General features: G+C 73.9%; 11 protein-coding genes. 5 read left to right on the forward strand and 6 right to left on the reverse strand.

What is annotated here, in order from left to right:
- Positions 1-392: 392 nt before the first annotated feature.
- Entirely contained in the window at positions 393-4,493 is a 4,101-nt protein-coding gene (locus AB0G16_RS11895) for an NB-ARC domain-containing protein (RefSeq protein WP_362802649.1), read from the forward strand.
- 111 nt (positions 4,494-4,604) lie between these two features.
- Here AB0G16_RS11895 and AB0G16_RS11900 read toward each other — a convergent pair whose 3' ends face one another.
- Positions 4,605-4,991 carry a hypothetical protein gene (locus AB0G16_RS11900; RefSeq protein WP_362802652.1) on the reverse strand — a complete coding sequence of 129 codons (387 nt, stop codon included), beginning with the start codon at positions 4,989-4,991 and terminating at the stop codon, positions 4,605-4,607.
- Between the two features lie 573 nt (positions 4,992-5,564).
- Here AB0G16_RS11900 and AB0G16_RS11905 point away from each other — a divergent pair.
- Positions 5,565-6,197: a hypothetical protein gene (locus AB0G16_RS11905; RefSeq protein WP_362802655.1), complete on the forward strand. Its 633-nt coding sequence runs from the start codon at positions 5,565-5,567 to the stop codon at positions 6,195-6,197.
- Here AB0G16_RS11905 and AB0G16_RS11910 read toward each other — a convergent pair.
- The 3 genes from AB0G16_RS11910 to AB0G16_RS11920 all read right to left on the reverse strand — a co-directional run bounded on the left by AB0G16_RS11910 (position 6,158) and on the right by AB0G16_RS11920 (position 7,353).
- Complete coding sequence (locus tag AB0G16_RS11910) at positions 6,158-6,514, reverse strand: VOC family protein (RefSeq protein WP_362802658.1); 357 nt, start codon at positions 6,512-6,514, stop codon at positions 6,158-6,160. The two genes, AB0G16_RS11905 and AB0G16_RS11910, sit on opposite strands and share 40 nt — an antisense overlap.
- A 64-nt stretch (positions 6,515-6,578) precedes the next feature.
- A complete protein-coding gene (locus AB0G16_RS11915; protein WP_362802661.1) occupies positions 6,579-6,869 on the reverse strand; it encodes a hypothetical protein in 291 nt (96 codons plus the stop codon).
- A gap of 31 nt (positions 6,870-6,900) precedes the next feature.
- The gene (locus AB0G16_RS11920) at positions 6,901-7,353 is read right to left on the reverse strand and encodes a carboxymuconolactone decarboxylase family protein (RefSeq protein WP_362802663.1); all 453 of its coding nucleotides are present in this window, start codon (positions 7,351-7,353) and stop codon (positions 6,901-6,903) included.
- Between the two features lie 95 nt (positions 7,354-7,448).
- Between AB0G16_RS11920 and AB0G16_RS11925 the strand changes: the two genes are divergently transcribed.
- The gene (locus AB0G16_RS11925; protein ID WP_362802666.1) at positions 7,449-10,316 is read left to right on the forward strand and encodes a BTAD domain-containing putative transcriptional regulator; all 2,868 of its coding nucleotides are present in this window, start codon (positions 7,449-7,451) and stop codon (positions 10,314-10,316) included.
- Here the strand turns inward: AB0G16_RS11925 and AB0G16_RS11930 are convergent.
- The gene (locus AB0G16_RS11930) at positions 10,277-11,512 is read right to left on the reverse strand and encodes a low temperature requirement protein A (RefSeq protein ID WP_362802669.1); all 1,236 of its coding nucleotides are present in this window, start codon (positions 11,510-11,512) and stop codon (positions 10,277-10,279) included. The two genes, AB0G16_RS11925 and AB0G16_RS11930, sit on opposite strands and share 40 nt — an antisense overlap.
- A gap of 233 nt (positions 11,513-11,745) precedes the next feature.
- Between AB0G16_RS11930 and AB0G16_RS11935 the strand changes: the two genes are divergently transcribed.
- Positions 11,746-12,465 carry a ThuA domain-containing protein gene (locus tag AB0G16_RS11935; protein ID WP_362802671.1) on the forward strand — a complete coding sequence of 240 codons (720 nt, stop codon included), beginning with the start codon at positions 11,746-11,748 and terminating at the stop codon, positions 12,463-12,465.
- Positions 12,462-13,559, forward strand: coding sequence for a Gfo/Idh/MocA family oxidoreductase (locus AB0G16_RS11940; protein ID WP_362802674.1), 1,098 nt, complete (start codon positions 12,462-12,464; stop codon positions 13,557-13,559). The genes AB0G16_RS11935 and AB0G16_RS11940 overlap by 4 nt, the downstream gene beginning before the upstream one ends.
- Positions 13,560-13,712: 153 nt before the next feature.
- Here the strand turns inward: AB0G16_RS11940 and AB0G16_RS11945 are convergent.
- A partial coding sequence (locus AB0G16_RS11945; RefSeq protein ID WP_362802677.1) for a DUF6807 family protein occupies positions 13,713-14,326 on the reverse strand: 614 nt, incomplete at its 5' end.

Genomic DNA, 14,326 nt, shown 5'->3' on the forward strand with positions numbered 1-14,326 from the left:
GGGCGGGCCGGTCCCGCGAACCGGCGGGCGGGCGGCCGGTCCCGTGGGGAGCGGCCGTGCCCCTCGCCCCGGCCTCGGCTCCGGGGAGGGGGCCGGGGGCCACGGTGGAGGATCCCTCCGAAAGGGGAATCGGAACGGCCGTCCCCAGGCGCCGGACATAACCCTTCAAAGCATGTGACGTCGCTTCGTGCCCGCGCGGCAATGGTAAGGACCTCGGCGATTCAGCTCGAAGGGGGGAGGGAACAGATATCGTGCGTCCAGGTTCCCGGTACCCGTCGGGGCAGGAGTCGGCAGTGTCGAGGTGATCGATGGCCCGTCGCACAAAGAAATCAGCCGATATCTTCACGGCACTTCTGGTGATTTCCGGAATCCTGGCTGGAATACCGACCGGAATGGTCGCCGAATATCTGCCCGACATGGCCGGCGAGCACAGGGTCGCGTGGATCGCGTTCTCCGGGCTGACCGCCTCCTCCGTTCTCCTGCTGACCCGGGTGACCCCCAGGCTGATGGGCACGCGCGCACGCGGCCGGCTCTTCCGGGTGCCGGACAGGCAAGCGGGACGGGTCCGCAGGACCGAGCTGGACGACGTGGTCTCGGCCTTGACCGCGCGGACCTCGGGAACGGTCGGCCTGACCACCGGCCTGGCCGGGGCGGGGGGGTTCGGCAAGACCTCCCTGGCGGTGGAGGTCTGTCACGACGACGGGACGACCAGACGTTTCACCGGTGGCGTCTTCTGGGTGACCGTGGGCCGCGAGCGCACCGGCGCGGACATCGCCCGGCTCGCCGACGACGTCACCGAGGCCGCCACCGGCGCGCGGCCGGAACCCTCCGGCCCCGAGCAGGCCGGGCACCGGATGGCCGACGCCCTGGCGGAGCGGGGCCACGCGCTGCTGGTGGTCGACGACGTGTGGAGCCCCCAGCAGCTCAGGCCCTTCCTCTCGGCGGCCGTCAGGTCGCGGCTGCTGGTGACGACCCGCCTGCCCAGGGCGCTGCCCGCCGACGGGATCGCGATGATCGTCGACGAGATGGCGCCGCAGGTCGCCGTGCAGCTCCTGAGCCGGGGGCTGCCGCCGATGAGTCCCGGCGTGGTCAACGGCCTGATGGCGCTGACCGGGCGGTGGCCCCTGTTGCTGGCCCTGGTCAACGCGCGCCTGCGTGACGAGCACCGCTCGGGGGCGAACATCGACGTCACGGCCCGGCGCGCGGTCGAGCGGCTCGGCCGGATCGGACCGGCGGTGCTGGACGTCACCGTCCCCCGCCAGCGGGAGGCCGCGGTCCGCTCGGCCGTCGAGTACGGGCTCGAAGCCCTCGGCGCGGCCGACCGTGCCCGCTTCCTGGAACTCGGCGTCTTCCCGGAGGACACCGACATCCCCGTGGACCTCGTCGCGCTTCTGTGGCGCCGCACCGGCGGGCTCACCCACGAGCAGTCCCGGTCCCTGTGCGGGAGGCTGCGGGAGCTGTCCCTCATCGGGGGACGCCACGCCGACCCGCCGGCGCCGCCGGCGCCCCAGGGGCCGTCCTCGGGACCGGCGCCGGTGACGAAGGCATCGCCGCCACCCCCGTCGTCCCCGTCGTCCCCGTCGTCCCCGGTGCCTCCGGCGTCTCCGGTCGCGCTCCATGACGTCGTCCGCTCCTGCGTCCGCGCCGAGGACGTGCTGGGAAAGGACCGCCTGGCCGCCGTCCACCGGGCGTTCCTCGACGAGGTCCGCACCCTGATCCCCGGCGACGATCCGGCGGCGGACCCCGAATGGTGGAGACTGCCCCCGTCCGTGCCCTACCTCTGGGACAACCTGCTGTCACATCTCAGCGAGGGCAGGAGGGCGGAGGAGCTGGAGGCGCTCCTGCACGACGTGCGCTGGCTCGTCGCCCGGGTCCGCGCCTCGGGGGTCGCCGCGGCCGAGTCGGACCTGGCGCTGTCGGCCTCCCGTCCCGCCGCCGGCATCCGCCGGCTGATCGGGCGGAGCGCCCACCTGCTGACCCCCTTCGAGTCGGAGGCCGTCTCCACGGCCAACCTGCTGGCCCGCCTGTACGCGTTCCCGCCGATGCGGGCCTCGATCGAGCGCTACAGCCGGCGGCACGACGTCTGCTTCCTGAGGCCCCGCTGGCCGTTGCCCGACGACGGCGCCACCTGCCTGCTGCGCACCCTGACCTCGGCCCCGGGACGCCTGGACGAGATGTCGATCACGCCGGACGGGTCGCGGTTCGTGATCCGCGGCCGGGACGGCGGCGTGCACGTCTGGAAGGCCGACGGCACCACCCGCACCAGGCTGGCCACCCACCGCGGGCGGGTCCACGAACTCGCCGCGGCCCCGGACGGCTCGTGGCTGGTGACCCGCTCCGGGCGCCGGAGGGTGCAGATGTGGGAGATCGACGGCACGGAGAGGGCCGTGCTGCAGAACGGCGTCCGCAGGCTCGCCGGGATGGTGGCCTCGCCGGACGGCTCATGGCTGGCCACCCTCTCCGCGAGCGGCAGGGTCCACCTCTGGAACGCGGACGGGACCAGGCGCGCCGTGCTGAGGAAGGGGGCCGGCAGGCTCGCCGGGATGGTGGCCTCGCCGGACGGCTCATGGCTGGCCACCCTCTCCGCGGCCGGAGAGGTCGGCCTCTGGAGTCCCACGGGCACGCGGCGCCTGACCCTGCGCAGCCCGGTCAGGTTGAGGACCCGGCCGAGACCCCTGCGCCAGGCCCTGCTGATGCGCGGCGGGCACGGCGAGGAGGAGAAGGTGTCCGGCCGCGTCAGGCCGGTGCGCAAGGTCACCGGGCTGGCGGTCTCGCCGGACGGCTCCTGGCTGGCGACCCTCTCGGGGGACGGGACCGTGCGGCTGTGGGGCGCCGACGGCGACGAGCGCGCCGTCCTGACGGGACACGCCGGAGCGGCGCCCGGCATGCGCATCTCGCCGGACGGCTCCTGGCTGGCCACCTGGTCCTCCACCGGGACCGTGCGGTTGTGGGGCGCCGACGGCAGGCAGCGGGCCGTTCTGACGGGGCATGCCGGGACGGTGCGTCAGGTGGTGATCGCGCCCGACGGTGGCTGGCTGGTGACGTTGTCGGGGGAGCGCGGCGTGCGGTTGTGGGGCGCCGACGGCAGGCAGCGGGCCGTTCTGACGGGGCATGCCGGGACGGTGCGTCAGGTGGTGATCGCGCCCGACGGTGGCTGGCTGGTGACGTTGTCGGGGGAGCGCGGCGTGCGGTTGTGGGGCGCCGACGGCAGCGAGCGGGCCGCTCTGGCGGGGCATGCCGGGACGGTGCGTCAGGTGGTGATCGCGCCCGACAGCCGGCACCTGGCCACCTGCTCCGACGACGGGACGATCCGGATCTGGGCGTCGGAGGGGCCGGAGCGGCGCGTCCCCGGGGAGCGGGACACCGGGGAGCAGGCCCCGGGCAGGCGTGACCGCGGGGGCAGGGCCGGGTTGATACGCCAGGTGACGATCTCCCCGCAGGGGAACTGGATCGCCACCCGTTCCGGCGACGGGTCGGTGAAACTCTGGAACGAGGACAGGATGGAGCGGGCGACCCTCGCCGTCCCCCTGGACAACGACCGGCACGGCACGGTCTCGCCGGACATGACGTGGCTCGCCGTCCGGTCCGGCGACCAGGTCGTCCGGATCCACGGGGCCGGCGGCCGCAGGCGTGCCATCCCCACCGGCCACGCCGGTCGCCTGCGAGGGGTGGCGGTCGCCCCCGACAGCACCTGGCTGGCCACCTGGTCGGCCGACCGGACCGTACGGCTGTGGGGCGCCGGCGGCAGCCGGAGGGCGGTGCTGGCCGGCCACACCGGGCCGGTGCGCGAGGTGGTGATCGCCCCCGACAGCACCTGGCTGGCCACCTGCTCCGAGGACGGCACCGCGCGCGTCTGGTGGGCCGACGGCCGGGAACGGGCCGTGCTGGTCGCGAACGTCAGGGCCACCGCGCACGTCCTCATCTCCCCGGACGGCGCCTGGCTGGCCACCCTGTCCATCTACGGGAGGATCCAGCTCTGGACGCCGGACGGTGACAGGTACGCCACCCCGAAGTGCAGGGTGGAGACCATGGACGAGATCACCATCGCGCCGAACGGCAGATGGTTCGCCATCCTCTCGGCCAACGGGACGGCGAGCCTGTGGGGTGCCGACGGCAAGGCGCGCGCCCCGCTCAGGGGATGCCCCGGACCGGCGTGCGAGGTGGCCATCGCCCCGGACGGCACGTGGCTGGCGGCCTGCTTCGACGACGGCACCGCGCGCGTGTGGTCGGCCGGCGGCAGGGAGCGGGCGACGCTGGCGTCCGCCACGGGGAGGATCCGCGCCGTGGCCGTCTCACCGGACAGCAACCTGCTCGCCACCTGTTCCGACGACGGCGTCATCCGGATGTGGAACAGGTACGGGGAGTCCTGCCCCGCGGGAGCCAGGGTGGACGCCGGGCTCAACTGCCTCGCCTGGTTTCCCGACGGTTCCGGTGTGGCCGCCGGCGGCGACCAGGGCCTGTACGGTTTCGACCTTCACCCGCCGCCCGGCTGAACGCCGCTCCGGGATCGGGCACGCGCGGAGCCTCCCGCTGGGACGGCCTCATCGGAGACGGTCGCGGCCGGGAGGCTCCTTCCGGTCTCGGTGCCGGCCTCAGCGCCCGTCTCAGTAACCGCTGGAGTAGCCGCTGGAGTAACCACTCGGGTATCCGCCCGGGTACCGGCTCGGGTACCGGTCCGGGTACTGGCTCCGGCCGTAGCAGAAGCGGGCGTAACCGGCGTCGTAGCCGTTCAGCCAGCCCCTGTCGTAGTCACTGGGCCGCCCGAACGACCTTCTCGAACTTCTCGAGAAGCAGTCCTGTCCGGCGGCACGGTAACCGTCCCGGTAGCCCCTCCAGTAGTCCGCGGGGTCGTGCGCCGACGCCTTCTGCGAGGAGCCGGCCGCCTGCACGGGAGCGGGCGCGGCCGAGGCCTGCGAGATCGATGTCGGTCCGAGGGCGAGGGTCGCGAGAAGTGCCGAGCCGAGCACCAGCGACTGCCGCTTGCCGTACATGTTTCCTCCTCTGTTCGAGCCGCGGGCACGGATCACCCGGCGGCCATAACTGAGAGTCACGATATAAGGCAGGTCGTCCTTAACAAGGGACTTAATCGCTTATCTCCTCCAGCTTGGCGCAAGTCTGAATAAGGGGTGTTTTGATGGTTTCCTTGCCCGCTCACGAGTTTTCACATTAAAGTCGGCTCTCTTGTGAGCATAAGATGTAATTTCGTACAATCCGTAAATGTGGACAATTGTCAGTAGATAATCGGTGATGTTCGGCAGAGGTGCCCGGCCGGGCGGAACGGGTGCGGGCGGCCGGGGGGAACGGCTTCCGGGGACGGTGACCTCCGGGTATCGCGTTCGTAGATCTTGGTTCGTTCGACCTCGTGATCGGGCCCGTCCGCTCCATCGTGTGCACGTGACCTGCTCGCCTCACTTACTTCCTCCCCGCGTCCCGGAACCTCCCCGCGTCCCGGAACCTCCCCGCGTCCCGGAACCTCTGTCTCTCCCGGAGCCCTCGCGCGTGCCGGAGCCCCTCCGCCCTTCGGGGCGCGCGGACGCCGGTGCCCGCCGTCCGGGGGTGAGCCGGTGACGACCCCGCCCCTCGGCAGGTACCAGGCCGGAGAGCCGAGGGTGCCGCGCACGATCGGCGCGATCTCCGACGCGCTGCGCGCCGGCCAGCGGGCGCGGTTCTTCGCCGAGCTGCTGGAGGCCCGGCGAGGGCCGGAACTGGACGGCGTGCTGAGCGTGTGGTGGGGCCGGGCGATGCGCGAGACCGGCCCCGGGTCCGGTGGCCCTCCCGCCGCCGTCGAGGCGGTGGCTCTTCCCGGCCGGATCGTCCGCGCCCTTCCCGCGCGACCGACGCGGCCGGAAGGGCGGCGGAGCCCCGGCGGATCGCGGAGGGAGGACGGGGTCCCGGCGGCGGGCGACCGGGGAGAGGCGCGCATCACGGTCAGCGTGGATCCGTGGCTGGGCGCCTACGCCGAGGAACTCGTCGAGGCCGGTCGTGCCCCCTCGGTCTCCGCCGTCGTCAACGAGGCGCTGGCCGAGAGGTTCCGGCGCGAGCAGCGCGCCCGTCGCGTCCGGGCCGCGAAGACCACGACGTCCCGGACGGACGCCGTCGTCCGCGACCGGGCCGACGAGGGGTCACCGGCCCCGGCGGGCACGCCGCTCGGCCGTCGTCAGCCGATCGGTTCGAGGAACTCCAGGCGGTTGCCGTGAGGATCCTCGCTGTGGAAGCGGCGCATCCCCGGGAAGTCGTCGTCGAAGACGACGGGGTACCCCGCCTCGCCCAGGCGCCGGGCCCACTCGTCGATGTCACGCACCAGGAGGCCGGGGTGCGCCTTGCGGGCCGGACGGAAGTCGGCCTCGACGCCCAGGTGCAGCTCGATGCCGTCGTGACCCCGGAACCAGCACCCGCCACGTGAGGCGAGAACGGGAGGCTTGGGAATCTCCACCAGGCCGAGCACGCCTTCGTAGAAGGCGCGCAGGGCGGGCTCGCTTCCGGGCGGGCAGGCCAGCTGGACATGGTGGATCACCACGACCTCCTCAAGATAGCTTGATGTCAAGATACATTGTCTTGACGTCAAGCCACCCCGGATCTCAGCGCTCGTCGACGACCCGGCCGTTCAGCGCGGTGCCGTCCCGGGTGAGGGCCATGGTCAGCGGCGCCTCCGGGAAGGTGGGCAGGGCGGCGAACGCGGCCCCCATCTCCCCGGCGGTCTCCCAGTGCCAGGTGTCGGTGTAGGTACCGTCCTCGAGCCGGATCAGCACGGTGCGGGCGAGGCCGGGGTGCCCCTCCCGCACGGTCGCGATCAGCGAGCTCCGGCGGGCCAGGAACTCCTCCAGGTCGGCGTCGGTGACGGAGTAGCGGTGCGAGCGGACGGCGGTCATGCCGGTACCTCCTCCTCGTGCGGTTCGACGATCACCAGCTGCCGGCGATCTGCCGGATCGGGGCGTTCAGGCGGTTGAAGAGGTTGGTGACGGCGGTCATCAGCAGGATCGAGGCGAGCTGCCGCTCGTCGAAGTGGCCGGCGGCGTTGTTCCAGACCTCGTCGGGGACGGCGTCGGCGCGGTCGGCCAGCCGGGTCGCGGCCTCCGCCAGCTCCAGCGCGGCCCGCTCGGCGTCGGTGTAGTACGGGGCCTCGCGCCAGGCGACGACCAGGCCGACGCGCTCCTCGCTCTCGCCGAGCTTGCGCAGGCTCTTCAGGCCGGCGTCGACGCAGAAGCCGCACCCGTTGATCTGGCTGACCCGCAGGTGGATCATCTCCATGAGCTCCTCGGGGAGCCCTTGCGACCGGGCGGCCTGGATCAGCGCCTGGATCGGCTGCACCGCGGCGGGGATGATCGTGGCGGGGTTCTTCATCCGGGCTTCCATGGTGTTTCCTTCGTCTCGGTTCGTGTGAGATCAGATTGGCCGCCCGGATTGATACATTCGCTATGCGCCCACGATGCGACGGTGATGGGGGAACGATGCTGCGCCTCACCCTTCTCGGTCCCGTCCAGGTGATCGTCGACGGCGCGCCCCTGACCGGCATCGCCCCCCGCCACCGGGCCGTTCTGGCCTATCTCCTGCTGAACGCCGGCCGGGTGGTCGGCATCGAGCGGCTCATCGAGGCGATGTGGGGCCACGACCGGCCCGAGACCGCCCGATCGCAGATCCACGCCTCGATCACCGCGATCCGCAAGGTGCTGCGCGCCGCGGGGGCCGCGGAGCTCCTCGAGACCCGTGCCGGCGGCTACGTCGCGCGGCCCGAGACCGGGCAGCTCGACGCGCGGGAGTTCACCGAGCTGATGGCCGCCGGTGAGCTGCGCGAGGCGCTGGACCTGTGGGGCGGCGAGGCGCTGGAGGACGTGCACGCGCACTACGTCGGCGGCGCCCGGGAGCTGTGGAACGACCGGCGGCTGTCGGCGTACGAGCGCCTGGTGGAGGCCGAGCTCGCCGCCGGGCGGCACGAGGAGCTCCTCGACCGGCTCGCAGCCCAGGTGGCCGCCGCACCGCTGCGCGAGAGGCTCAACGGCCACCTCGTCCTGGCCCTGCACCGGGCGGGACGGCAGGCCGACGCCCTGGCGGCGGCGCGTTCCTACCGCGCGGCTCTCGCGGACCAGCAGGGTCTCGACCCCGGGCGGGCCTTCACCGAGCTGGAACGGGCGGTCCTGGCGGACGACCCGGCCCTGCGCCCGGCCGGCGACGATCCGGCCCCGCGCCCGGCCGGCGCGGCACCGGCGGTCCCGGATCCGCCGCGCCGCTCCACCTACCTGCCCTACGACATCCCCGACTTCTCCGGACGGGCTGCCGAGCTGGAACGGCTCATGGGCGAGGGCCGCGGGGCGGCGGTCGTCGCGATCGACGGCATGGCGGGGGTCGGCAAGACCACGCTCGCCGTCCACGTGGCCCACCGGCTGGCCGCCCGCTACCCGGACGGCCGGCTCTTCATCGACCTGCGGGCCCACACCGCGGGGCGCGAGCCGATCGACCCCGCCGCCGCGCTGGAGGCCCTCCTGCGCCAGCTCGGGGTGCCCGCCGACCGCATCCCGGTCCCGCCGGTCGAGCGGGGCGCCCTCTGGCGCGCCGAGCTGGCCGGTCGCCGCGTGCTCGTCGTGCTCGACAACGCCCTCGACGCCGAGCACGTACGCCCCCTGCTGCCGGGGCGCTCCGACACCCTCATGCTGATCACCAGCAGGCGGCGGCTCGTCGCCCTGGACGGCGCCCACGCGCTCTCGGTCGACCCGCCGGGAGAGGAGGACGCCGCCGAGCTGTTCGGGCGGATCGTGGGCGAACGGGCCCGCCGCGAACCCGACGCCGTCCGCGAGGTGCTGCGGCTGTGCGGGCACCTCCCGCTCGCCATCCGGATCTCGGCCGCCCGCCTCCAGCACCGGCCGCGCTGGACCGTGGCCTACCTGGCTGGCCGGTTGCGGGACCATCGCCGGCTCCTGGACGGGGTGTCGGCGGCCTTCGCCCTGTCCTACGAGCACCTGTGCGAGGCCGAGCGGCGCATGTTCCGCCTGCTCGGCCTGGTACCCGGCCGCGACATCGACACCGCCGGCGCGGCCGCGCTGGCGGACGTCCGCGAGGACGAGGCGGAGGAGCTCCTGGAAGGCCTCCTCGACGCCCACATGCTCCTGCAGCTCGAACCCGGCCGCTACACCTTCCACGACCTGCTCCGCGAGCACGCCCGCTCGATCGCCGAGGACGACGGCGCCGTCATGCGGCTGCTCGCCTACTACCTGCACCGCTCCCGCGCGGCGATGGACCGGCTCTTCCCCGACAGCGTCGCTCAGCGGGAGGGCATCCCCCGGCCGGCCGCCCCGATCCCGCCCGTCCGCGACGCCGCGGAGGCGATCGCCTGGCTCGACGCCGAGCGCTCCAACATCATCGCGACCGCCGTCCACGGGCCCGAGATCTGCCTCGGCCTCCTGGCCCTGGCGATGCGCCCCTTCCTCGACCGGCAGGCGCACCACGACGACGCGCTCACGCTCCACACCCTGGCGCTCCAGCGCAGCCGTACGCTCGGCGACCGCGCGGTCCAGGCGCGCGCCCTCGCCGACCTGGCGTGGACCCACTGGCGGCTCGGCGAGTACGAGCGGGCCGAGGAGCACGCCCACCAGGCCCTCGACGTGTGCGAGGAGGCCTCGGACCGGGCGCGGGCACTGCTCACGCTGGGCAACGTGGCCCTGCGCCGGCGGCGGGGCGCGCAGGCGAGGCGGTACCTCGGGCAGGCACTCGACCTCACCCGGATCGGCGCCGACACCTGGGGCGAGGCGCACGTGCTCGGCATCCTCGCCCTCGTCCTCGACCGGGACGGCCGTCCGGAGGAGGCCCGGCGCCACCTCGACCTGGCCCTGGCGCTCCACCGCAAGGTCGGCAACCCGGCCGGGGAGGCGGTGACCCTCGACCACCTCGGCGTCGTCCTGCGGCACCAGGGGGAACTCGCCCAGGCGCGCGCCCGCCACGAGCAGGCCGCGGCCCTCTACCGCAGGCTCGGCAACACCACCGACGAGGCGGTGGCGCTGAACGGGCTGGCCGAGGCGGCGGACGACCCGGCTCGGGCGGCCGAGGAGCACGCGGCCGCGCTCGCGCTCGCCGACCTGGCGCGCAACCGGCCGGAGCGGGCCCGCGCCCACGCCGGGCTGGCACGCGCCCACCTCGCGCTCGGCCGTCCGGAACAGGCGCACGAGCACGGAGGGCTGGCCCTCGGCCTCTACCGGGAGCTCGGCGTCCCGGAGGCCGAGGAGATCCGCGCCTTCCTGGAGCACGCCGGACGGTCCGCGGGGCCGGACCGGCCGGCCCCGCCCCGCCGTCACGACCCGGGCGGCCCGGACACCTCACCGAGGTCGTGATCCGCCCGGCGGGACGCGAGGGCGATCGCCAGGGCGGTCAGCAGGACGCAGGCGGCCGCGATCGCCGCGACCACGGCCGCCACCCCGGTCGACGGCGCCGCGAGCGGCAGCAGCAGGACGACGGCGACGCAGCCCAGCAGCAGGGCGGGGCGGACGACCGGCTCCGCCACGACGGGGGCGTGGACCAGCCACAGCAGCGTGAGGAACACGCCGACCGGGATCGCGACGGCGTAGCAGATCGCCTGGGGCGACGCCTGCGCGCCGTGACCGGTCTGCTCGACCGCGACCTCCAGGCCGGCACCGAGGGCCGCCAGGGCCGCGAAGACGCCGTAGTGGCCGTACCCCCACAGGAAGGAGCGGTGGCGACGGCCGCTGAGACCCTCACCGGCCGGGACGAGGAAGTACAGCCACCACAGGGCGAACAGCAGGACGAGCCCGGACAGGGCGACGGTCACGAGGGAGCCGCTGATCTCGGCCGCCTCGAGGGCCCCCTCGACCCCCCTGGTCGCGGCGAGGACGCTCTCACCGAGCAGGATGATCGTGAACAGGCCGTAGCGCTCGGCGATGTGGTGCGGGTGCCAGGCGGTGCCCCCGGTCCGTTCCGCCCACCGCGGCACCGTGAGCTCCGCGACGACCAGGGCGGCGAAGCAGGCCGTCCCGGCGGAGGGTGAGAGGGCGCCCGCCTCCGAGAGCAGGAGACGCAGCCCCCAGCCCACCTGCACGACGGCGATGCCGGCGGCGTAGCGCAGCGCGGTGCGCCGGCCCTCCCGGTGCTCGACGGCGGCCCGCAGCCACTGGGCGACGAGCCCGAACCTCATGACGAGGTAGCCGAGTGTGACGATGCGGTAGTCGGAGCCGGCGGCCGCCGCGGGGACGCCCGCGGCGAGGACCAGCACGCCCGCCATCTGCACCATGGTCAGCAGCCGGTAGGGGACGTCGTCGGTGTCGTAGGCGGAGGCGAACCAGGTGAAGTTCATCCACGCCCACCAGATCGCGAAGAAGACCTGGAGGAACGGGACGAGCCCCGCCAGGGCGTGGCCGTCGGCGATGGCGTGCGCGAGCTGGGCGGTGGCGGCCGCGATCGCGACCACGAACGTGAGGTCGAACAGGAGCTCCAACTGGCTGGAGGCGCGGTGCGGTTCGTCGACGGGACGCGCGCCCATCCGGACCCGGACCGGGATACGTGCTGGTGGCAAGGTCTCGCTCCTGTCGTCTCCGGGTCCGTCCTACCACAGGAGCAGCCGGATCCGTCCTGTCGCGGGGCGGGACGGGGCCGGGGCAAGGTGACATCCCGCCGACCGGCGGCGGTCCGCCCGTTCCCCGGTGAAGGGGAGGACGTCGCGCTCCGGTAAGGAAACATTTCGGGCATTGCACCCCTGGCCGCCACGATGACACGATCATGCTGATATGTCGTGTGAAAGGGGGCTTTATGGCAGAAAATGAGGCGGAGCAGCGTGGCCGCGTCGCCCTGGTGGTGCGGGGCGGCTGGGAGGGGCACGTACCGGTGGCGGCCACCGACCTGTTCATCCCGTTCCTGGAGCGGAACGGGTTCGACGTGCACGTGACCGGCTCCCCGGAACGGTACGCGGACGCCGGCTACATGGCCGGTGTCGACCTGGTCGTGCAGTGCTACACGATGGGGACGATCGAGCCCGGCCAGCTCGACGGTCTTCGGGCGGCGATCCGCGCCGGGACCGGCATGGCCGGCTGGCACGGCGGCATCGCCGACTCCTTCCGCGCCTCCTCCGACTACCTCCACCTCATCGGCGGCCAGTTCGCCTGCCACCCCGGCAAGGACCCCGCCGAGCGGGTCGAGGGTGCCACCGACCACGACTTCGTCCCGTACACGGTGAACATCCGGCCCGAGGCCGCCGACCACCCGATCGTCCGCGGTATCGAGGACTTCGACCTGGTCACCGAGCAGTACTGGGTGCTCTCGGACGACTACAACGACGTGCTGGCGACCACCACCCAGAAGGTCCGCCCCTGGGACCCCTGGCACCGCGAGGTCACCTCCCCGGCCGTCTGGACCCGGCGGTGGGGCGAGGGCAGGATCTTCGTCACCACCCCCGGCCACAGCCTGGACGTCCTCGAACACCCCGGCGTGCGCACCATCGTCGAGAGGGGCATGCTGTGGGCCGCCCGGTGAACGTCGGTCTCGTCGGGTGCGGCACCATCGCGGGCCAGTACCTGCGGACGATCGACCGCCTGCCCGAGCTCACCCTGGCCGCCGCGGCCGACCTGGACCCGGCGCGGGCCGGGGAGACGGTACGGTCCCGGCCCGGGGCGCGGGCGCTGTCCGTGGACGACCTGGTCACCGACCCCGGCGTCGACGTCGTGCTGAACCTCACCGTCCCCGCGGCCCACGCCGAGGTGGCGCACAAGGCCGTCGACGCCGGCAAGGACGTCTACTGCGAGAAGCCGCTGACCGCCACGACCGCCGAGGCGCGCGAACTGCTCGCGGCGGCCGACGCCGCCGGGGTGCGCGTGGGATGCGCGCCCGACACCGTGCTGGGCACCGCGACGCAGACCGCCAGGAAAGCCCTCGACGACGGCCTGATCGGCCGGCCGGTCGCGGCGACGGCCACGATGGTCACCCCGGGACACGAGCGCTGGCACCACCACCCCGACTTCTACTACGCCCCCGGCGGGGGACCCCTGATGGACATGGGCCCCTACTACCTCACGTCGCTCGTCACGCTGCTCGGGCCGGTGGCGACGGTCGTCGGGGCCGCGTCCCGTCCCCGCGCCGAACGCACGATCGGCACGGGACCCCGGCGGGGCGAGACCGTCCCCGTCGACGTGGACACGCACGTCACCGGGGTGCTCGTGCACCGCTCCGGCGCGCTGTCCACGCTGGTGACGACCTTCGAGGGCGTCGCCACCACCTCCCCCCACCTGGAGCTCCACGGCGACGAGGGCTCCCTGGTGCTCCCCGACCCCAACCACTTCGCCGGTGACGTCCGGCTCCAGCGCCTCGACGACGAGGACTGGCGGACCCTCCCGGTGAGCGCGGGGTACGAGCCCGCCGGGCGGGGCGACGGCCTGGCCGACTTCGCGCTCACCCCGCCCGGGGTCGAACCGCGCGCGAGCGGCCGGCTGGCCTACCACGTCCTCGACGTCATGGAGTCGCTGCTGGCCTCGGCACACTCGGGGCAGGCGGTGAGCCTGGACAGCACGTGCGACCGGCCACGGCCCGTCACCTTCGTCCCCGGAGCGGACCGGACCGGACCGCGGGGGTAGCCGGGCAGGAGGCCCGGGGAACGGTCGTGCGGGGGAGGCCGAGGAGGAAAGGCCCGGAGAACGGTCGTGCGGGGGGAAGACGATCCCTCCTCCGGGCCTCCCGGCCGGTCGCGGGAGGAAGGGGGCGCCCGCGCCCTCCCGCGACCGGGATCCTCACGGGACGGCGAGCTCCGAGACCAGGGCCCGGGCCCGCTCGGCGGTGAGCCGCCCGTCGGCGACCACGACGGTGATCGCGCGCTCCAGCCGGTCGGGGACGACCAGCGGCGCGTCCCAGGCCAGGGCCGGTCCGACGCCCGGGTACTCGGCGACGCGGACGAACCACGGGTCGAGCCCGACGGTCTGCACGAACAGCAGGCTCCAGTCGTCGCAGGTCAGCGCCAGCCAGGGGGAGAGGCTGCCGTGCACGGCCCGCTCGCCGGAGGCGTCGGCGGTGAACGCGTCCAGCCCGGGGGAGTCCTTGGGCGCACGCCAGAAGAACCCGCCGTAGCCGGCGCCGGTCCGCCCCTTGCAGGCCGAGCTCTGGATCGACAGCGGCTCGCCGGTCCTGTTGTGCAGCGTGAAGGCGAACTCCAGCGCCCAGGCGCCGGTCAGGGTACGGGCCAGCAGGGTCCGCTCCTCGACGGCCAGGACGGTGCCGTCCGGCCCGACCCAGTCGAGCCGCTCGGCGAAGCCGCCGTCACCGCCGCCGCCGTCACCGCCGCCGCCGTCACCGAAGCCGCCGTCACCGCCGCCGCCGTCACCGCCGCCGCCGTCACCGAAGCCGCCGT

Source organism: Streptosporangium sp. NPDC023615, from assembly GCF_040640155.1.
Taxonomy (GTDB): Bacteria; Actinomycetota; Actinomycetes; order Streptosporangiales; family Streptosporangiaceae; genus Streptosporangium.

Excerpts from the sequence above, each read along its gene's own strand:
- AB0G16_RS11895 (WP_362802649.1), top strand. The coding sequence starts at position 393 with ATGGTCGCCGAATATCTGCCCGACATGGCCGGCGAGCACAGGGTCGCG.
- AB0G16_RS11900 (WP_362802652.1), bottom strand. The coding sequence starts at position 4,991 with ATGTACGGCAAGCGGCAGTCGCTGGTGCTCGGCTCGGCACTTCTCGCG.
- AB0G16_RS11915 (WP_362802661.1), bottom strand. The coding sequence starts at position 6,869 with ATGACCGCCGTCCGCTCGCACCGCTACTCCGTCACCGACGCCGACCTG.
- AB0G16_RS11920 (WP_362802663.1), bottom strand. The coding sequence starts at position 7,353 with ATGGAAGCCCGGATGAAGAACCCCGCCACGATCATCCCCGCCGCGGTG.
- AB0G16_RS11925 (WP_362802666.1), top strand. The coding sequence starts at position 7,449 with ATGCTGCGCCTCACCCTTCTCGGTCCCGTCCAGGTGATCGTCGACGGC.
- AB0G16_RS11935 (WP_362802671.1), top strand. The coding sequence starts at position 11,746 with ATGGCAGAAAATGAGGCGGAGCAGCGTGGCCGCGTCGCCCTGGTGGTG.